Source organism: Microbacterium sp. M3 (assembly GCF_033548675.1).
GTDB classification, from domain to species: Bacteria; Actinomycetota; Actinomycetes; order Actinomycetales; family Microbacteriaceae; genus Microbacterium; species Microbacterium arthrosphaerae.
The window spans coordinates 19,506-37,136 of the sequence record NZ_JAWTZT010000003.1 but is presented as its reverse complement, the minus strand read 5'-3'; the positions used below and the strand labels follow the sequence as shown (position 1 = coordinate 37,136).

Here is a 17,631-nt window from a genome sequence, read left to right as displayed (position 1 = left end):
CAGGCGCCGTCATCCGTCGGAGGTCCCGACGGTCTCTTCGGCGACCCCGAAACCACCACCACCACCGCCGTACACGAAAGGGAGACACCATGACCGACCCTCGCCCCCGCACCTCGCCGTTCCCGAAGGGCACGATCCTCGGCTACCCGCGGATCGGCCGGCGCCGCGAGCTCAAGCGCGCCGTCGAGGCCCACTGGGCCGGCACGATCGACGCCGCGGAGCTCGAGCAGATCGCCGCACGCCTGCGGCGCGACACGCGCGAACGGCTCGCGGCCCTCGGTCTCGGCCGCGACGACTCGTCGATCCCCGAGTCGTTCTCGTTCTACGACCAGGTGCACGACGCCGCCGTCACGGTCGGTGCCCTGCCGGAGCGGTTCGCCGCGCGGCGCGACCCCGACGGCGGCATCGGCCTCGGCGCGTATTTCACCGCCGCACGGGGCGAGGGCGAGGACGCCCCCCTCGAGATGACGAAGTGGTTCGACACCAACTACCACTACCTGGTCCCCGAGATCGGCCCCGAGACGGTCTTCGCGCCGTCGAGCGACCGCTTCGCCGCGCAGGTGGCAGAGGCGAAGGCCGACGGCTACACCGTGCGGCCCGTGATCGTGGGGCCGGTCACGCTCCTGGCCCTCGCGAAGGCGAGCGACGCCGCACCGGCCGGATTCGATCCGCTCGGGCGCCTGGACGATCTGCTGCCCGTGTACGCAGAGCTGCTCGCGAGCCTGCGTGCGGCCGGCGCCGAGTGGGTCCAGCTCGACGAGCCGGCGCTGGTGAGCGAGAGCCTGCCGGCCGCGCCGGCGGCGCTCGCGGATGCCGCGGCCCGCGCCTACGCCGCCCTCGGCGCCGCGACCGACCGGCCTGCCCTCCTCGTGACGGCGGGCTACGCGCAGCTCTCGCCCGAGGCGTGGCGCGCGCTCGCCGCCGCGCCGATCGAGGCGATCGCCCTCGACCTCACGCGGGGCGCCGTCCCCGAGACCGTGGAGGGCCTGGCGGACAAGACGCTGGTGGGCGGCGTCGTCGACGGGCGCAACGTGTGGCGCGGCGACCTGGAGGCGGCATGGGCCGGGCTGGAGCAGCTGCGCGGCGTGGGTGCCGCCGACGTCGCCGCGGGCACGTCCACCTCGCTGCAGCACGTGCCGCACGATGTCGACGACGAGGCCGCGCTCGATCCGCGGCTCGCGTCGTGGCTCGCCTTCGCCGACCAGAAGGTGGGGCAGGTCGTGATCCTCGCCGCAGGCCTGGTCGACGGCCGCGCGGCGATCGCCGAGGCGCTGGCCGAGGCATCCGCCGCTCTGGACGACCGGCGCGGCGCACCCGGCGTGCGCGACGGGGCCGTGCGCGAGCGCGCCGCGGCGCTGGAGGCGGGCGCCTTCGAGCGCGGCGACTACGGCGCGCGCGTGGCAGCCCAGGACGCCGCGCTCGGCCTGCCGCTGCTGCCGACCACGACGATCGGCTCGTTCCCGCAGACCGGCGAGATCCGGCGCGCGCGAGCACGCCACGGGCGCGGCGAGCTGCACGCGGACGAGTACGAGCGGTTCCTCCGCGACGAGATCGCGCGCGTGGTGACGCTGCAGGAGGAGGTAGGGCTCGACGTCCTCGTGCACGGCGAGGCCGAGCGCAACGACATGGTCCAGTACTTCGCCGAGCACCTCGACGGCTTCGCCGTCACCGAGAACGGGTGGGTGCAGTCGTACGGCTCGCGGGCGACGCGACCCTCGATCCTGTGGGGCGACGTCGCGCGGCCGGCGCCGATCACCGTCGCGTGGTCGGAGTTCGCCCAGTCGCTCACCGGCAAGCCCATGAAGGGCATGCTGACCGGTCCCGTCACGATCCTGGCGTGGTCGTTCGTACGCGACGACCAGCCGCTCGGCGACACCGCGAACCAGGTCGCCCTCGCGCTCCGCGACGAGATCGCCGACCTCGAGGACGCGGGCATCCGCGTCATCCAGGTCGACGAGCCCGCACTGCGCGAGCTGCTGCCGCTGAAGAGCGCCGACCAGCCGGCCTACCTGGAGTGGTCGGTGGGATCGTTCCGTCTCGCGACGGCGGGGGCGGATGCTGCCACCCAGGTGCACACGCACCTCTGCTACTCCGAGTTCGACGTCGTGATCGACGCGATCGCGGCCCTCGACGCCGACGTGACGTCCATCGAGGCGGCCCGCAGCCGCGGTGAGGTGATCGGCGACATCGCGGAGTCCGGGTTCGCGGCGGGCATCGGGCCCGGCGTGTACGACATCCACTCGCCGCGCGTGCCGTCGGTGGACGAGATCGCCGAGCTCCTCGACCGCACCGTCGCCGAGCTGCCGCTGCGCCGCGTGTGGGTGAACCCGGACTGCGGGCTCAAGACGCGCGGCTACGACGAGACCGTGGCGTCGCTGCAGAACCTCGTCGCCGCGACGCGGCAGATCCGCGAGCGCGTGGAGCTCAGCGCCTAGGAGCGCGGGGCTTCTTCGGGGGAGCGGATGCCTCGGCCGGCGCGGCGGCGTCGGCCGAGGCATCCGTCTCCACGATGGTGGCGTCCCCGTCGACGGGGGCGGCGTCGGCCGCCGGTGCATCGACCACGACCACCCTCGGCTGCTCGTCGGCGAGGACCAGCGTCGGCTGGTCGTCGGTGAGCACGGCGGTGGCGTTGCCGTCGGCGAGCACGACGGTGGTGTCGTCGCCGAGGACGGCGGTCGGCTGGTCGTCGATGCCCCCGTCCGGGTCGCCGGCTCCCGAGTCTGCGGAGGACCGCGGCGGCACCTCGCCCGGGCGGACCTGCAGCAGCTCGAGGATCCAGGCGACGATCAGCGTGACGATGAGCACGAGGAAGATGTCGCCCGCCGACAGCGGTCGCAGGCCGAACAGCCAGATGACGGCCACCACGATGAGGAGCGTGCGGACCAGCCCGCGGTAGCGGTACAGCCACGCGCCGAACCGTCCGGTGCGGAATCCGTGGCCGCCCAGCTGACGGCGCAGCGACGAGTTGATGCTGCCGATGGCCCGGCGCGAGCGCACGGCGGGCGTCCACCGGCCGGCGAACCAGCCGAGGACCGCGATGACGATGCCGAGCAGCACCGCGATGCCCGCGGTCTGCTGCATCGAGCCCACCAGGCTCTGGTAGACGACGTCGAGGGCGTTCGCCGACAGGCCGAACTGAACGGCCGCCTGGCCGACGACGGGGGTGCCCACGGCGAAGGCGAGCGCCAGCGCGCCGCCGCCGAGCGCGAAGCCGATGCCCGAGCCCAGCACCGCGGTGCTGCGTCGCCGCGCGATGAGGATCCCCAGGGCGAAGAGACCGATCGTCACGATCGGCAGCCACCAGCCCAGCGCGGTCGCGAGCGTGTACGTCGTGCGGATGGTCACGAGCGTCTCGCCGGTGCCGATGATGACGACCTTGTCGATCGCGGGGATGAGCTGGGCGATCCCGACGCCGCGGTCGATCAGGTTCTGCTTGACGCGTTCGACGACGGCGCCCAGCTGGATGCCGAGTCCCTGGTCGTTCATGACGACGATGCCGCCGCCGTCCGACGTGGCGGCGGCGGTGAGGGCGCGGTGCGCAGCGCGGGTGGTCGCCGTCCACGTGTCGGCGAAGGCATCCGACTCCACCACGCGCGTCACCGTCTGGGTGAGGAGGTTCTGCAGGCCCTCGGCCGCGGGCGCCTGCAGGAGCTTCAGAGCCTGGGACGCACGCGGCGGCAGGCCGAGCTGGTCGATCCCGTCGAAGACGTTCGCGGTGAGCTCCTCGAAGTTCACCTGCGCCTCGACGGCCTCGACCGTCTCGTCGATGATCATCTGCTGGACGGCGGGGTCGTCCGCGAGCGGGGCGAGCGTCGCGACGAAGGCGGATTCGTCGACGAGTTCGAGGCGCGCCCACGCCGTGACGATCGAGATCGGGACCAGGATCGACGCGATGACGATGCACAGCGCGGAGAAGAAGGCGCGCCACCGGCTGCCCGTGGGCGCGTTCGACGACCTCGGAGCGGGCGGCTCGGCGGGCGCGGACGCGCGCAGTCGTGCGTTCTCGGCCTCGAGCGCCTCCAGGCGGGCGTGGAGTTCCGGGCTGGCGGCGAGGGGCGCTTCGGAGGTCATTCCCCCCTTATAGCGCGTCCCGCGGTGTCGCGGCCACCCGTGGGCGTCGCGCGTTTCGCATGAAAGCGGTCAGACCGCCCGCATCACCGCGACGACCTTGCCGAGAACGGTCGCCTCGTCGCCCAGGATCGGCTCGAAGGCGGAGTTGCGGGGGAGCAGCCACGTGTGGCCGTCGCGCTGGCGAAACGTCTTGACGGTGGCCTCTCCGTCGAGCATCGCCGCGACGATGTCGCCGTTGTCGGCGGTGGCCTGCGAGCGCACCACGACCCAGTCGCCGTCGCAGATGGCGGCGTCGATCATCGACTCGCCCGAGACCCGCAGCATGAAGAGGTCGCCCTTGCCGACGAGCTGACGGGGCAGGGGGAAGATCTCCTCGACCTGCTGCTCGGCGGTGATGGGCACGCCGGCCGCGATGCGTCCCACGAGCGGCACGAGCGCGGCGTCGCCGACCGACGGCGCGCTGTCAGCCGGGTTCTCGGCCGCGGTGCCCGGCAGGTCGATGAGCACCTCCATGGCGCGCGTCTTGCCGGCGTCGCGCCGCAGGTAGCCGCTCAGCTCGAGCTGATTGAGCTGGTGCGTGACGCTCGAGAGCGACTTGAGGCCGACGGCGTCGCCGATCTCCCGCATGCTCGGCGGGTAGCCGTGCCGGGCGATGGAGCGCTGGATCACCTCGAGGATCGCGAGCTGCTTGTCGCTCAGGCTCTTGCGCCGACGAGTCTGGGGCTTCTCGCGCCCGGCCGCGTCGCTCATCTTCCGGCTCCGTCCTGCGCTCTGCCGTCGAGCGCTGTTTCTTCGAATGTCGGAGGCCCGTGGTGGGGTTCTCGTATCGAAACCGTATCCGGACCCAGCGCTTCCGAGGAACAACCTCGCCGCGTGTCGCGTTCGAGAGATCGCCATCCGAATCCGGTGTTGACATCGTACAGACTCGAAGATAGCTTCGGAAGAGAGGTTCGCATTCTCCACTCCCGGCCGAGTGGAGATTGCGAATCTCTCCCCATCAGGAGGAGAGCAGCCATGACCGCGATCGGCATCACGACATCCGTTCCCTCGCCGGCGCGCGCGGCGACCGTCGCCGTGCGCCGGGCCACGCGCCTTCGTCTCACGGTGCGCGGTCGCCGGGTGCTCGCCGCCCTCGCCGCGCTTCCGGCCGTCGTCGCGCTCAGCGCCGCGGTCCTCGGCGGCGGCGCGGCGCTCGCCTCGCGCGACGCCGGCGCACCGGCGGGGCAGTTCGAGACCATCACGGTCTCGGCCGGCGACTCGCTGTGGACCATCGCCGAAGAGGTCGCGCCCGACCGCGATCCGCGCGACGTCGTCGACCAGATCGTCCGGTTGAACGCGCTCGACAGCGTGCTCGTGCAGGCGGGTCAGAGCCTCGCGATCCCGGCCGAGTACTCGATCGCTCCCTGAGCGTCCGGCAGGCAGGCCCCCGGCCGCTCGCGCTCCCGTCACCGAGCGGCTCGAGCGTGGAGCGCGGCCCTACCATGGGAGGGGTGAGTGCACGTCTCGAAGACCTTCCCCTCCGCGCGGATCTGCGCGGTCAGAAGCCCTACGGAGCCCCGCAGGCTCCGTTGCCCGTGGCCCTCAACGTCAACGAGAACACGCATCCCGTACCGCAGGACGTCGCCGACGACATCGTCGATTCCATCGCGATCGCGCTGCGCGACGTGAACCGCTACCCCGACCGCGAGTTCACCGCACTGCGCGAGGGGTTCGCCGACTACCTCGGGCACGGGCTGACCCGCGAGCAGATCTGGGCCGCGAACGGCTCGAACGAGGTGCTGCAGCACATCCTGCAGGCGTTCGCCGGACCCGGCCGCAGTGCGTTCGGGTTCGGCCCCACGTACTCGATGTACCCGCTGCTCACCAGGGGCACCGGTGCCGAGTGGGTCGCCGGCGCCCGTGCCGACGACTACACGATCGACCCCGCGGACGCCGCCCGCCAGGTGGCCGATGCGGCGCCCGACGTCGTGTTCCTCTGTTCGCCCAACAACCCGACGGGCACGCCGCTGCGCCTCGACGCGATCGAGGCCGTGTACGAGGCGAGCAACGGCATCGTGATCGTGGACGAGGCGTACTTCGAGTTCGCGCCCGGTGACGAGCGGTCGGCGCTGACGCTGCTGCCGGGCCGTGAGCGCCTGGTCGTCTCGCGCACCATGAGCAAGGCCTTCGCGTTCGCCGGCGCCCGGGTCGGCTATCTCGCCGCCGACCCCGCGCTCATCGACGCGCTGCGCCTGGTGCGCCTGCCCTATCACCTGAGCGCGCTCACCCAGGCGGCGGCGTCGGCCGCGCTGCGGCACGCGCCCACGATGCTGCGCATGGTCGACGACATCGTCGGGCAGCGCGACCGCATCGGCGCCACCGTCGAGGCGCTCGGCTACACGCCGCACGAGTCCTGGACGAATTTCGTGCTGTTCGGTGGCGTCGCCGATCCCGCGGCGACGTGGCGCGCCCTGTACGACGAAGGCGTGCTGATCCGCGACGTCGGCATCCCGCACCACCTGCGGGTGACCGCGGGCACCGAGGAGGAGACCACCGCGTTCCTCGACGCCCTCGCCTCGGTAGGATCGGCCGCATGAGCGCCGCATCACGCACCGCCTCGTTGCGACGGTCCACGAGCGAGTCCACCGTCGAGCTGGAGCTCGACCTCGACGGCACCGGACGCAGCCGGATCGACACCACCGTGCCGTTCTTCGACCACCTCCTGACGGCCTTCGCGAAGCACTCGCTCACCGACCTCACCGTCCGCGCCTCGGGCGACACCGACATCGATGCCCACCACACCGTCGAAGACATCTCGATCGTGCTCGGTCAGGCGATCCGCGAGGCGCTCGGCGACAAGACGGGCATCTCGCGCTACGGCGACGCCCTGGTCCCGCTCGACGAGGCGCTCGCGCAGGCCGTGGTCGACATCAGCGGGCGACCCTACCTGGTACACACCGGAGAGCCCGCGGGCTTCGAGCACCACCTCATCGGCGGGCACTTCACCGGCTCCCTCGTGCGCCACACCTTCGAGGCCATCTCGTACAACGCCGCGCTGACCGTCCACGTCCGCGTGCTGTCGGGGCGCGACCCGCACCACATCGCCGAGGCCGAGTACAAGGCCTTCGCCCGCGCCTTCCGGCAGGCCAAGGCGCTCGACCCGCTGGTCGACGGCATCCCCAGCACGAAGGGCGCGCTGTGACCTCCAGCGACATCCCCGCGGCCGATCGGCCGCTCGTCGCGGTCCTCGACTACGGCTCCGGCAACGTCCACTCGGCGGTGAAGGCCCTCATCGCCGCCGGAGCGGATGCCCGCCTGACGTCCGACCGGGGTCTGGTGCGAGATGCCGACGGGCTCTTCGTGCCGGGCGTGGGGGCGTTCCGTGCGGTCGCCGAGGCACTGCGTGCCAGCCGCGGCGACGAGCTCATCGAGCGCCGCCTCGCCGGCGGACGGCCCGTGCTGGGCGTGTGCGTCGGCATGCAGATCTTCTTCGAGCGCGGGGTGGAGCGCGGCATCGACACCGACGGCCTGGGCGAATGGCCCGGCGTCGTGACCGAGCTCGACGCGCCGGTGCTGCCCCACATGGGCTGGAACACCGTCGAGGCCGGTGAGGGCACGCGCCTGTTCCGCGGCATCGAGCACGAGCGCTTCTACTTCGTCCACTCGTTCGGCGCGCAGAAGTGGCTGCTCGACGTTCAGCCGCCGTTCCCCCAGCCGGTGCTGACGTGGTGCGACTACGGCACGCCGTTCCTCGCGGCGGTGGAGAACGGGCCGCTGTCGGCGACCCAGTTCCACCCCGAGAAGTCGGGGGATGCCGGCATCCGGCTCCTGACGAATTGGATCGACGGCCTTCGCGGGGCTACCCTCTGAGACCGTGCCGTCTGCGGGAGTGTGTGCTCCGAAGGACCGTCTCGCACAGCAGTCGAATCACAGCCAGGAAGACATGAACGATTTCGCGTCAACGCCCCAGCTCGTCCTTCTGCCCGCCGTCGACGTCGCCGATGGGAAGGCCGTCCGGCTGACCCAGGGCGAGGCCGGCACCGAGACGAGCTACGGCGACCCCGTCGACGCGGCGCTGGACTTCGCCCGTCAGGGCGCGCAGTGGATCCACCTCGTCGACCTCGACGCCGCCTTCGGCCGGGGCAGCAATGCGGGCGTGCTCCGCAAGGTCATCAAGCAGGTCAAGGGCGTCCAGGTCGAGCTGTCGGGCGGCATCCGCGACGATCGCACCCTCGAGGCCGCGCTCGAGAGCGGCGCCTCGCGCATCAACCTCGGCACGGCCGCGCTCGAGAACCCCGAGTGGGCCGCCGACGTCATCGGCCGGTACGGCGACGCGATCGCGGTCGGCCTCGACGTGCGCGGCACCACGCTGGCCGCGCGCGGCTGGACCCGCGAGGGCGGCGACCTCTGGGCCGTGCTCGACCGCCTCGAGTCCGCGGGGTGCAGCCGCTACGTCGTCACCGACGTGACCAAGGACGGCACCCTCAAGGGCCCGAACCTGGATCTGCTTCGCGAGCTGACCGCCCGCACCCCGAAGCCCGTCGTCGCATCCGGCGGCGTCTCGAGCCTCGACGACATCGCTGCGCTGCGCGACCTCGTGCCGCTCGGCGTCGAGGGCGCGATCGTGGGCAAGGCGCTCTACGCCGGTGCCTTCACGCTCGCCGAGGCGCTGGATGTCGCCGGACACTGACCCGCACGCCGCTCACCACGGCGACCCGCCCGCCGGCGACGCGACCGGCGCGCACGCGAACGATGCCGCAGCCGACTCGGCGGGCGTGCCGTGGGAGGGGCGCAGCTTCCACTCCAACCCGCACTCCGGCGACGACGGGTCCGCCGATCCGGCTCTGCTCGCCGCTCTCACGGCATTCCGCGCCGGCTCGGGCGACCAGCGCGCGGTCGTCGACGCGTACCGCTCGGCGCGTCTGCTCATCCCGCTCCTCGCCGAGAAGGGCGACCACGGCATCGGCGCGCACGGCCTCGAGGTCGACAAGACCCAGGAGCTCTCGATCGTGACGGTCGCCGCCCCCGACGGCCGGCGCGTGCTGCCGGTGTTCTCGTCGGTCCAGGCGATGGGGCGATGGGATGCCGCAGCCCGGCCGGTCCCGGTCGACGGCGTCCGCACGGCACTGGCGGCGGCCGCCGACGACACCGACCTCATCGTGATCGATCCGGGTTCCGACACCGAGTTCGTCCTCCGCCGGCCCGCGGTCTGGGCGATCGGCCAGAACCAGCCGTGGGAGCCGAGCTTCCTCTCTCCCGAGGTCGTGAAGGGCCTCCACGAGAGCATCGGCGGCGAGCTGTCGGTGATCGACCTCGCCGTCGAGCCGGGCGATCCCGACGCCCGCCTGCGAGGGCCAGAGCTCGTCGTGCGGCTGCACCTCATGAGCGGCCTCGAGAAGACCGAGCTCGACGCCGTGCTGGCGCGGCTCGCGAAGCGGTGGGCGGCCGACGACCGCATCGCGGTGCTGGTCGACTCGCTCACGGTGAAGCTCGTCCGCGCCTGAACGGGCGTATCTGAGCCGCCCCGGTCGTACTCTCGGTCTGCAGTCGCCCGTCGCCTGCCCTTGCGGCGCACGCACGGGCGGCGGATGATCGGCTCGGCGGAGGATGGCTCGATGGGGAACAACACGCACGACCAGTACCGGACGGCGCTGGACCGCGCACACGCGCACGCGCAGCAATGGCTCGACACGGTGGCCGAACGCCCGGTGCGGCCGGAGCTCGACGCGGACGGCGTGCTGGCGCGCCTGGACCGCGCGCTCCCCGAGCAGGGGACGGATGCCGCAGCCGTCGTCGACGAGCTCGCCGAGGCCGCCGAGCCGGGCCTCATGGCGATCGGCTCCCCGCGGTTCTACGGCTTCGTGATGGGCGGCACCTATCCGGCAGCGCTGGCGGCGGACTGGCTCGTGTCGGCGTGGGACCAGAACACCGGCTCACGCCAGCCGACGCCGGCGACGGCCGCCGTGGAGGAGGTCGCGGGCGACTGGCTGGTCGACCTGCTCGGCCTGCGTGCCGGAAGCGGTGTGGGCTTCGCGACGGGCGCGACGATGGCGAACCTGTCGTGCCTGGTCGTCGCCCGCGACGCGGTGATCCGCGCGCACGGCGCCGACCCGGCCGCCGGGTTGCAGCAGGCGCCACCGGTCCGCTTCCTGGCAGGGGACGCCGTGCACACCTCGGTCGTGCTCGCCGGCCGCCTCTCGGGGCTCGGGGTCCCGATCACGGTGGGGGCGGACGATCAGGGCCGCATCGACGTGGCGGGACTCGAGCGCGCGCTGGACGCGGGGGAGGGCCCTGCCGTGGTGGCGCTGCAGGCGGGTGATGTCCACTCCGGCTGCTTCGACGATTTCGCGGCGGCGGTGGAGGTGGCCCGTCGCGCCGGAGCGTGGGTGCACGTCGACGGCGCGTTCGGTCTGTGGGCGGCGGCGAGCCCCAGGCTCGAGCACCTCGTGCGCGGGCTCGCGGACGCCGATTCCTGGGCGACCGACGCCCACAAGACGCTGAACGTCCCCTACGACTGCGGGGTCGCGATCGTGCGCGACGAGGCCGCGATGACCGCGTCGCTCGGCGCCCACGCGGCCTACCTGCCGGCCGTCGCGAGCATCGCCGATCCGTACGACCACGTGCCCGAGCTCTCGCGCCGCGCGCGCGGTGTGCCGGTGTGGGCGGCGCTCCGGTCGCTCGGACGCCGGGGAGTCGTCGATCTCGTGGACGGACTGGCGGATGCCGCGGCCGCCCTCGCCGCCGGGTTCGCAGAGATCCCGGGACTCGAGGTGCTCAATGACGTCGTCTTCACCCAGGTGTGCCTGGCGACGGCCGACGATGCGACCACGGCCGCGCTGGGGGAGTGGCTCCGCGCCGAGGGGACGGCGTGGGCGTCGTCGTCGACGTGGCAGGGACGGACGGTGGTGCGCTTCGCGGTCAGCAACCACGGCACCGACGCCGAGGCGGTCCGCCGCACCGTCGACGCCGTCCGCCGCGGAGCGCTGGCCCTCGGGATCGGTGCCCCGGCCGGCTGAGCCGGCGCCGATTCAGCTGACCGGTCCGGTCCACTTCTCGCCGGGACCCTTGCCGATCGGGTCGGGGATCACGGACGCCTCGCGGAAGGCGAGCTGCACCGAGCGCAGCCCGTCGCGCAGCGACCGCGCGTGCATGTCGCTGATCTCGGGCGCGCCGGCGGTGATGAGGCCGGCGAGGGCGTTGATGAGCTTGCGCGCCTCGTCCAGGTCGGTCTGCGCGGCCGGGTCGTCGGCGAGCCCGACCTTGACGGCGGCGGCGCTCAGCAGGTGCACCGCGGCCGTGGTGATCACCTCGACCGCCGGCACGTCGGCGATGTCGCGAGAAGCGGATGCCGCGGCCCGTTCCTGCTCCTCCCAGCGGGCGTGGCGCTCGGCATCCCGATCCGCCGTCATGCCCGTCGCCTGCTCGTCCTCGTCTCGAATCGTGTCCACGCCGTTCTCTCTGATAGACTGCTGCGGTCTCCGGTGCGTTCTGCACCGGATCGGAAAGAGGATCACATCCCACCCGCGCTTGCCGTTCCAGGCTACCGGGTCACGCACTCCGCCCCGACCGCTCTGCGGCCGGGGTAGCCGCGACGAGATCGACGCGGAAGGCTCCATGCGAGCAGGGTGCAGGAAGTCGGCGCTGAAGCGTCACGACGGGTGGAGTGGCTCTCGATCCACCCGCGACACGACCGTGTGTCGCGGGGGTCCAACCCTCTGACCCTAGGAGTTCCGCATCAGCGATCCCCGCACCAACGACCGCATCCGGGTGCCCGAGGTCCGCCTCGTCGGCCCGAACGGAGAGCAGGTCGGCGTCGTCCGCATCGAGGTGGCGCTGCGCCTGGCCCAGGAGGCCGACCTCGATCTCGTCGAGGTGGCCCCCAACTCGAAGCCGCCCGTGGTCAAGATCATGGATTACGGCAAGTTCAAGTACGAGGCTGCGCAGAAGGCCAAGGAAGCGCGTCGCAATCAGGCGAACACCGTCCTCAAGGAGGTCCGGTTCCGTCTGAAGATCGAGGCCCACGACTACATCACCAAGCTCAAGCGCGCCGAGGGCTTCCTCCAGTCCGGCGACAAGGTCAAGGCGATGATCCTGTTCCGCGGTCGCGAGCAGTCGCGCCCCGAGCAGGGCGTGCGTCTCCTCCGCAAGTTCGCCGAGGATGTCGCCGAGTTCGGCACCGTCGAGTCGAACCCGACCATCGACGGCCGCAACATGGTGATGGTCATCGCCCCGCACAAGAACAAGTCCGAGGTGAAGACCGAGCAGAACGCCCAGCGTGCTGCCAACAAGGAAGCCGCCCGCTCCGCCCGCAACGGCGGGGCGACCTCGGAGGCCGACGCCCCCGAGGCCGAGGCCGCCACGGCCGAGTAGGCCCCACAGACTCCCGCACCGCGGGATACCGACTCCCGCCTGGGCGGGAAGTGAAACGAAGGAAGAAGAGATGCCGAAGCAGAAGACCCACTCGGGCGCCAAGAAGCGCTTCAAGGTCACGGGCAGCGGGAAGCTCATGAAGCAGCAGGCGAACCTTCGCCACAACTTCGAGGGCAAGCCCACGCGCCGTACCCGCCGCCTGTCGCAGGAGCAGGTGCTCGCCCCGGGCGACGCCAAGGTCGCGAAGAAGCTCCTCGGCCGCTGACGCGCGCCGACGCAAGTTAGGAACATCAAGAAATGGCTAGAGTCAAGCGGGCCGTCAACGCCCACAAGAAGCGTCGCGTCATCCTCGAGCGCGCCTCCGGTTACCGGGGTCAGCGTTCGCGCCTGTACCGCAAGGCGAAGGAGCAGGTCACCCACTCGCTCGTCTACGCGTACCGCGACCGTCGCAAGCGCAAGGGCGACTTCCGTCGCCTCTGGATCCAGCGCATCAACGCCGCTGCCCGCCAGAACGGCATCACGTACAACCGCTTCATCCAGGGCCTCGGCCTCGCGGGTGTGCAGGTCGACCGCCGCATGCTCGCCGAGCTCGCGGTGAACGAGCCCAAGACGTTCGCGTCGCTCGTCGCGACCGCCAAGAACGCGCTGCCCGAGAACGTCAACGCTCCGAAGAGCGCCTGACCCCCGGCATCCGTCGTCTCGGAAGGGCGTCCTCCGCACGGAGGGCGCCCTTTCGCCGTTCATGTCGTCCTGCCAACGGGTGCTTCCGTGACGAGACCGCGCGACAGCACCGAACTCGGGGTCGGGACGGTGCTGTTGTGAGGTCTCGTCGCGATGGCGGAGGGAGACGGATGCCGCTACCGCCGCCGGCACGGCGCAGCACGCCGCGACCCTAGACTGAGAGCCGTGCTCGAGAACCCTCGCTCTCCGCGTGTCCGCGCCGTCGCGAAGCTGACCAAGCGCAGCGCGCGCCAGGAGACCGGACTGTTCCTGCTCGAGGGTCCGCAGTCTGCCCGCGAGGCGCTCGCGTACCGTCCCGACACGCTCGTCGAGCTGTTCGCCACGCCGTCCGCGCTCGAGAAGCACACCGACGTGCGCGACGCCGCGAAGGACGCCGGCCTCGACGTCGTCTACACGACCGAGGCGGTCCTCGACGCGATGGCCGACACCGTCACGCCGCAAGGGATCGTGGCCGTGGCGCGGCAGTCGCCGACGTCGGTGCGCGACGTCTTCGCGGCCTCGCCCCGCCTTGTCGCGATCTGCGAGGAGGTGCGCGACCCCGGAAACCTCGGCACGATCATCCGCGCCGCCGACGCGGCCGGCGCGGACGCCGTCATCCTCACCGGGCGCACCGTCGACCCCTACAACCCCAAGGTGGTCCGCGCCACGACGGGTTCGCTCTTCCACGTGCCGGTGGCCGTGGGGGTCGAGCTGTCGACCGCCGTCGAGAAGGCGCACGCGGCGGGCGTGCGGGTCGTCGCCGCCGATGTGGGCGGCGGTGACTTCCTCGCCGCGCGCGAGCTGCTCGCCCAGCCGACGGCCTGGCTGTTCGGCAACGAGGCCCGCGGCCTCGACGACGACGCGCTCGCCCTAGCCGACCTGTCGCTGCGGCTCCCGATCTACGGGGCCGCCGAGTCGCTGAACCTCGCGACCGCCGCGAGCGTCTGCCTGTACGAGACCGCTTTCGCACAGCGCGCGGCGGGATGATCTCGCGCTGTTCCGCTGCTGTTACAACACGGTAAAGACACGGCGGGGTACTGGCATCGTGTCTCAGCCCCGCTCTAGTGTGGCGCTATGACGACGCCCGATGACCGCGCGCCGAAGACGTCGAACATCAACGTCCGTCGCGGTGACCCCTTGGTCCAGATCACCGATGTCCAGAAGCACTACGGCGAGTTCCAGGCGCTGAAAGACATCGACCTGACCGTCAATCGCGGCGAGGTGGTGGTGGTGATCGGTCCGTCGGGGTCGGGCAAGTCCACCCTGTGCCGCACCATCAACCGCCTCGAGACGATCACGAGCGGCACCATCACGATCGACGGCAAGGAGCTGCCGAAGGAGGGGAAGGACCTCGCGGCGCTGCGCGCCGACGTCGGCATGGTCTTCCAGTCCTTCAACCTCTTCGCGCATCTGTCGATCCTCGACAACGTGACCCTCGGGCCGATCAAGGTCAAGGGCATGAAGAAGGCGGATGCCGAGAAGCTCGGCCGTCAGCTCCTCGACCGCGTCGGGGTCGGCCACCAGGCGGCCAAGCTCCCCGCCCAGCTGTCCGGTGGTCAGCAGCAGCGCGTCGCCATCGCGCGGGCCCTCGCGATGCAGCCGAAGGTCATGCTCTTCGACGAGCCGACCAGCGCGCTCGACCCCGAGATGATCAACGAGGTGCTCGACGTCATGGTCGGCCTCGCCCAGGAGGGCATGACGATGATCGTCGTCACCCACGAGATGGGCTTCGCCCGCAAGGCGGCCGATCGCGTCGTCTTCATGGCGGACGGGCAGATCGTCGAGGAGGCGACGCCCGAGGAGTTCTTCACCAACCCGCGTTCGGATCGCGCGAAGGATTTCCTCTCGAAGCTCCTGACCCACTGACGTCCGCGCCCGCACCGGCGCGGCGAACGAAGAAACACACGCAACGGACTTGGAGGATCACATGCGAAAGCTCAGGATCGGCGGCGCCCTCGCAGGCATCGCCATCGCGGCACTCGCGCTCACCGCGTGCAACAGCGGCACGCCCGGCGCGTCCCCCTCGGAAGAGGGCGACACCGGTGGCGACGAAGAGACGTCGAGCACTCCGTGGGAGGTCGCGACCGACGTCTCGATCGAGGGCAGCCCCACGTTCGACGCCATCACCGAGCGCGGCTCGGTGAAGGTCGGTGTCAAGGAGGACCAGCCCGGTCTCGGCTACCTCGACCCGACCACGGGTGAGCGCACCGGCTTCGACGTCGACATCGCGCGCTGGATCGCGGCATCGCTCGGCTACGACGAGGACCAGATCGAGTTCACGGCCATCCCGTCGGCCAACCGCGAGCAGGCGATCGTGAACGGCGACATCGACTACTACGTCGGCACGTACTCGATCACCGACAAGCGCAAGGAGCAGATCTCCTTCGCCGGGCCCTACTTCATCACCGGCTAGGGCCTGCTCGTGGCCGCCGACAACGAGGACATCGAGGGACCGGACGACCTCGCCGGGAAGAACGTCTGCTCTGCCACCGGATCCACGTCGATCCAGCGCATCAAGGACGAGTACCCCGACGCCACCACCACTGAGTTCGACACGTACTCGCAGTGCGTCGAGCAGCTCAAGAGCGGCCAGGTCGACGCGGTCACGACAGACGAGGCGATCCTCATCGGCTACGCCGCACAGGACCCCGACAACCTGAAGGTCGTCGGCGACGTGTTCAGCGAGGAGCGCTACGGCGTCGGCATCCAGAAGGGTGACACGGCGTTCGTCGAGTTCGTGAACACGATGTTCACCGACGGTGGCGACACGTGGGATGCCATCTTCGAGAACAACCTCGGCGCCGCAGGCGTGGAGGGCGAGCAGCCGGACGTCGACCCGGTCGACTGACACACGGTAGTGGCGGCACCCGGCGAGAACCGGGTGCCGCCACCTCATCCGAGGAGGAGGACGCGTCGGTGAACATCATCACGGACTACCCCGATCTGTGGCGCGACGCTCTCGTGGGAACGCTCGTGCTGTTCTTCGGGGGCGCGGTGATCGCGCTGATCCTAGGCGTCATCGTCGGCGCGATGCGCGTGTCGCCGATCCCGGTCGCGCGCGCGGTCGGCACCGTGTACGTGAACTGGATCCGCAACACCCCGCTCACGCTGGTGATGTTCTTCTTCGCCTTCTGCGTGCCCCTTCTCCTTCCCGGTCGTGCGAATTTCCTCGTGCTCGCGGTCTGCGCGCTCGGCATCTACACCGCGACGTACGTAGCGGAGACGATTCGCTCCGGCATCAACACCGTGCCGGTCGGGCAGGCGGAGGCCGCGCGCGCACTCGGCCTGACGTTCGGACAGGTGATGTCGCTGGTCGTGCTGCCGCAGGCGGCACGCTCCGTGATTCCGCCCATGATGAGCGTCTTCATCGCGCTGCTGAAGAACACGACCGTCGCCGCCGGATTCTCCGTCGTGAACCTCGGCAACATCCGCGCCGAGATGAGTGAGAACGGCGAGAACCAGCTCCTCACCATCGTGTGGGTGATGGTGTTCTTCGTCGTGATGGTGCTGCTTCTCGCCTGGCTGCAACGAGTGCTCGAGAACCGATGGAGGGTGGCGAGATGAGCTCCGTCCTGTACGACGTTCCCGGTCCCCGGGCCGTCATCCGCAACCGCATCCTCGGCGTGATCACCGTCCTGGTGGTGCTCGCAGTCCTCGGCTGGGTGCTGTGGCGCTTCTGGGTGACCGGCCAGTTCAGCGCAGAGAAGTGGTACGCCTTCACCTTCACGCGCATCTGGGAGCAGTTCGGGCTCGCGACGCTGCGCACGCTCGCAGCGTTCGCCGTGGCATCCGTCGGGGCGATCATCCTGGGCTTCGTACTCGCGATCGGCCGGCTGTCGGATCACGCCTGGGTGAGGTTGCCCATCACCGGCGTCACCGAGGTGTTCCGAGCGATCCCCGTGCTGATCTTCATGATCCTGCTGTACTACGGCCTCCCCGTGATCGGCATCAAGATGTCGTCCTACTGGGCCGTGGTGATCGCACTGATCGCATACAACGGCTCCGTGCTCGCTGAAGTGATCCGCGCCGGCGTCGAGTCGCTGCCGCGAGGTCAGAAAGAGGCGGGCTACGCGATCGGCCTCCGCAAAGCCGGCGTGATGCGGCTGGTGCTGATGCCGCAGGCCATCCGCGCGATGATGCCCGTGATCATCGCGCAGCTCGTCGTCACGCTGAAGGACACCGCACTCGGCTTCATCATCACCTACCCCGAACTGCTGTACTTCGCGCGCCTGCTCGGCTCCAACGCGGTACTCGGATCGCCGCTGATCCCCGCTGCACTGGTCGCCGGCACGATCTATGTGGTTTTGTGTCTCGCGCTCTCGTATGTCGCGTACACCGTGGAGAAGCGGCTGCGGCGCTCGCCCGGCACCAGTGGTGTGGCGGGCGCGGGGATGGGGCCGGGCGTGGGGAATGCGCCGACCACTGACACGGAGTTGATCGCCGCTCAGAAGGGGATCGGGAAGTTCGATCCCGGGAGCACCGCCTGAGGCC

At 70.9% G+C, this 17,631-nt stretch carries 18 protein-coding genes and 1 pseudogene; 16 read left to right on the top strand and 3 right to left on the bottom strand.

Going from position 1 to position 17,631, the window contains the following annotated elements; genetic code table 11:
• Positions 1 to 89 precede the first annotated feature (89 nt).
• Positions 90 to 2,435 (top strand): 5-methyltetrahydropteroyltriglutamate--homocysteine S-methyltransferase, encoded by a 2,346-nt coding sequence (gene metE / locus R8Z57_RS09950; RefSeq protein WP_318353614.1) that lies wholly within the window; start codon positions 90 to 92, stop codon positions 2,433 to 2,435.
• Here the strand turns inward: metE and R8Z57_RS09945 are convergent.
• Entirely contained in the window at positions 2,425 to 4,071 is a 1,647-nt protein-coding gene (locus tag R8Z57_RS09945) for a hypothetical protein (RefSeq protein WP_318353613.1), read from the bottom strand. The genes metE and R8Z57_RS09945 overlap by 11 nt on opposite strands.
• A gap of 69 nt (positions 4,072 to 4,140) precedes the next feature.
• Positions 4,141 to 4,821, bottom strand: a complete 681-nt coding sequence (gene lexA, locus R8Z57_RS09940; RefSeq protein WP_318353612.1) for a transcriptional repressor LexA — start codon at positions 4,819 to 4,821, stop codon at positions 4,141 to 4,143.
• A 264-nt stretch (positions 4,822 to 5,085) separates the two neighbouring features.
• On the opposite strand from lexA, the gene R8Z57_RS09935 reads away from it, so the two are divergent.
• The 7 genes from R8Z57_RS09935 (at position 5,086) to R8Z57_RS09905 (ending at position 11,066) form a co-directional block, all read left to right on the top strand.
• The gene (locus tag R8Z57_RS09935; protein ID WP_318353611.1) at positions 5,086 to 5,478 is read left to right on the top strand and encodes a LysM peptidoglycan-binding domain-containing protein; all 393 of its coding nucleotides are present in this window, start codon (positions 5,086 to 5,088) and stop codon (positions 5,476 to 5,478) included.
• A 74-nt stretch (positions 5,479 to 5,552) separates the two neighbouring features.
• Positions 5,553 to 6,647: a histidinol-phosphate transaminase gene (locus tag R8Z57_RS09930; RefSeq protein WP_318354072.1), complete on the top strand. Its 1,095-nt coding sequence runs from the start codon at positions 5,553 to 5,555 to the stop codon at positions 6,645 to 6,647.
• Positions 6,644 to 7,252 carry an imidazoleglycerol-phosphate dehydratase HisB gene (gene hisB, locus R8Z57_RS09925; protein WP_318353610.1) on the top strand — a complete coding sequence of 203 codons (609 nt, stop codon included), beginning with the start codon at positions 6,644 to 6,646 and terminating at the stop codon, positions 7,250 to 7,252. Before R8Z57_RS09930 ends, hisB begins: the two co-directional genes overlap by 4 nt.
• Entirely contained in the window at positions 7,249 to 7,920 is a 672-nt protein-coding gene (gene hisH / locus R8Z57_RS09920; RefSeq protein ID WP_318353609.1) for an imidazole glycerol phosphate synthase subunit HisH, read from the top strand. Before hisB ends, hisH begins: the two co-directional genes overlap by 4 nt.
• A 73-nt stretch (positions 7,921 to 7,993) precedes the next feature.
• Positions 7,994 to 8,740 carry a bifunctional 1-(5-phosphoribosyl)-5-((5-phosphoribosylamino)methylideneamino)imidazole-4-carboxamide isomerase/phosphoribosylanthranilate isomerase PriA gene (gene priA, locus R8Z57_RS09915; protein ID WP_318353608.1) on the top strand — a complete coding sequence of 249 codons (747 nt, stop codon included), beginning with the start codon at positions 7,994 to 7,996 and terminating at the stop codon, positions 8,738 to 8,740.
• Positions 8,724 to 9,554 carry an SseB family protein gene (locus tag R8Z57_RS09910; RefSeq protein WP_318353607.1) on the top strand — a complete coding sequence of 277 codons (831 nt, stop codon included), beginning with the start codon at positions 8,724 to 8,726 and terminating at the stop codon, positions 9,552 to 9,554. The genes priA and R8Z57_RS09910 overlap by 17 nt, the downstream gene beginning before the upstream one ends.
• A gap of 111 nt (positions 9,555 to 9,665) precedes the next feature.
• Positions 9,666 to 11,066, top strand: a complete 1,401-nt coding sequence (locus R8Z57_RS09905; RefSeq protein ID WP_318353606.1) for a pyridoxal phosphate-dependent decarboxylase family protein — start codon at positions 9,666 to 9,668, stop codon at positions 11,064 to 11,066.
• 12 nt (positions 11,067 to 11,078) lie between these two features.
• Here R8Z57_RS09905 and R8Z57_RS09900 read toward each other — a convergent pair whose 3' ends face one another.
• A complete protein-coding gene (locus R8Z57_RS09900; RefSeq protein ID WP_318354071.1) occupies positions 11,079 to 11,459 on the bottom strand; it encodes a DUF1844 domain-containing protein in 381 nt (126 codons plus the stop codon).
• Between the two features lie 325 nt (positions 11,460 to 11,784).
• Here R8Z57_RS09900 and infC point away from each other — a divergent pair, with 325 nt between their 5' ends.
• From infC to R8Z57_RS09860, 8 genes and pseudogenes are all read left to right on the top strand, one after another.
• Positions 11,785 to 12,420 carry a translation initiation factor IF-3 gene (gene infC, locus R8Z57_RS09895; RefSeq protein ID WP_318354070.1) on the top strand — a complete coding sequence of 212 codons (636 nt, stop codon included), beginning with the start codon at positions 11,785 to 11,787 and terminating at the stop codon, positions 12,418 to 12,420.
• A 70-nt stretch (positions 12,421 to 12,490) separates the two neighbouring features.
• Positions 12,491 to 12,685 (top strand): 50S ribosomal protein L35, encoded by a 195-nt coding sequence (gene rpmI, locus R8Z57_RS09890; RefSeq protein WP_159844935.1) that lies wholly within the window; start codon positions 12,491 to 12,493, stop codon positions 12,683 to 12,685.
• A gap of 32 nt (positions 12,686 to 12,717) precedes the next feature.
• Entirely contained in the window at positions 12,718 to 13,101 is a 384-nt protein-coding gene (gene rplT / locus R8Z57_RS09885; RefSeq protein WP_318353605.1) for a 50S ribosomal protein L20, read from the top strand.
• A 225-nt stretch (positions 13,102 to 13,326) separates the two neighbouring features.
• Positions 13,327 to 14,127 (top strand): RNA methyltransferase, encoded by an 801-nt coding sequence (locus tag R8Z57_RS09880; RefSeq protein ID WP_318353604.1) that lies wholly within the window; start codon positions 13,327 to 13,329, stop codon positions 14,125 to 14,127.
• Between the two features lie 87 nt (positions 14,128 to 14,214).
• The gene (locus R8Z57_RS09875; RefSeq protein ID WP_378722865.1) at positions 14,215 to 15,006 is read left to right on the top strand and encodes an amino acid ABC transporter ATP-binding protein; all 792 of its coding nucleotides are present in this window, start codon (positions 14,215 to 14,217) and stop codon (positions 15,004 to 15,006) included.
• A gap of 61 nt (positions 15,007 to 15,067) precedes the next feature.
• Positions 15,068 to 15,988: pseudogene (locus tag R8Z57_RS09870) on the top strand (glutamate ABC transporter substrate-binding protein).
• A 68-nt stretch (positions 15,989 to 16,056) separates the two neighbouring features.
• Positions 16,057 to 16,704 carry an amino acid ABC transporter permease gene (locus tag R8Z57_RS09865; RefSeq protein ID WP_318353603.1) on the top strand — a complete coding sequence of 216 codons (648 nt, stop codon included), beginning with the start codon at positions 16,057 to 16,059 and terminating at the stop codon, positions 16,702 to 16,704.
• Complete coding sequence (locus R8Z57_RS09860; protein ID WP_318353602.1) at positions 16,701 to 17,627, top strand: amino acid ABC transporter permease; 927 nt, start codon at positions 16,701 to 16,703, stop codon at positions 17,625 to 17,627. The genes R8Z57_RS09865 and R8Z57_RS09860 overlap by 4 nt, the downstream gene beginning before the upstream one ends.
• Positions 17,628 to 17,631 lie beyond the last annotated feature (4 nt).

Bases quoted from the DNA above. Each gene is read 5' to 3' on its own strand.
- R8Z57_RS09900 (WP_318354071.1), bottom strand. From the start codon at position 11,459: ATGACGGCGGATCGGGATGCCGAGCGCCACGCCCGCTGGGAGGAGCAG.
- R8Z57_RS09930 (WP_318354072.1), top strand. From the start codon at position 5,553: ATGGGAGGGGTGAGTGCACGTCTCGAAGACCTTCCCCTCCGCGCGGAT.
- R8Z57_RS09910 (WP_318353607.1), top strand. From the start codon at position 8,724: ATGTCGCCGGACACTGACCCGCACGCCGCTCACCACGGCGACCCGCCC.
- rplT (WP_318353605.1), top strand. From the start codon at position 12,718: ATGGCTAGAGTCAAGCGGGCCGTCAACGCCCACAAGAAGCGTCGCGTC.
- R8Z57_RS09945 (WP_318353613.1), bottom strand. From the start codon at position 4,071: ATGACCTCCGAAGCGCCCCTCGCCGCCAGCCCGGAACTCCACGCCCGC.
- rpmI (WP_159844935.1), top strand. From the start codon at position 12,491: ATGCCGAAGCAGAAGACCCACTCGGGCGCCAAGAAGCGCTTCAAGGTC.
- R8Z57_RS09935 (WP_318353611.1), top strand. From the start codon at position 5,086: ATGACCGCGATCGGCATCACGACATCCGTTCCCTCGCCGGCGCGCGCG.
- hisB (WP_318353610.1), top strand. From the start codon at position 6,644: ATGAGCGCCGCATCACGCACCGCCTCGTTGCGACGGTCCACGAGCGAG.
- R8Z57_RS09860 (WP_318353602.1), top strand. From the start codon at position 16,701: ATGAGCTCCGTCCTGTACGACGTTCCCGGTCCCCGGGCCGTCATCCGC.
- R8Z57_RS09875 (WP_378722865.1), top strand. From the start codon at position 14,215: ATGACGACGCCCGATGACCGCGCGCCGAAGACGTCGAACATCAACGTC.
- priA (WP_318353608.1), top strand. From the start codon at position 7,994: ATGAACGATTTCGCGTCAACGCCCCAGCTCGTCCTTCTGCCCGCCGTC.
- metE (WP_318353614.1), top strand. From the start codon at position 90: ATGACCGACCCTCGCCCCCGCACCTCGCCGTTCCCGAAGGGCACGATC.
- lexA (WP_318353612.1), bottom strand. From the start codon at position 4,821: ATGAGCGACGCGGCCGGGCGCGAGAAGCCCCAGACTCGTCGGCGCAAG.
- R8Z57_RS09905 (WP_318353606.1), top strand. From the start codon at position 9,666: ATGGGGAACAACACGCACGACCAGTACCGGACGGCGCTGGACCGCGCA.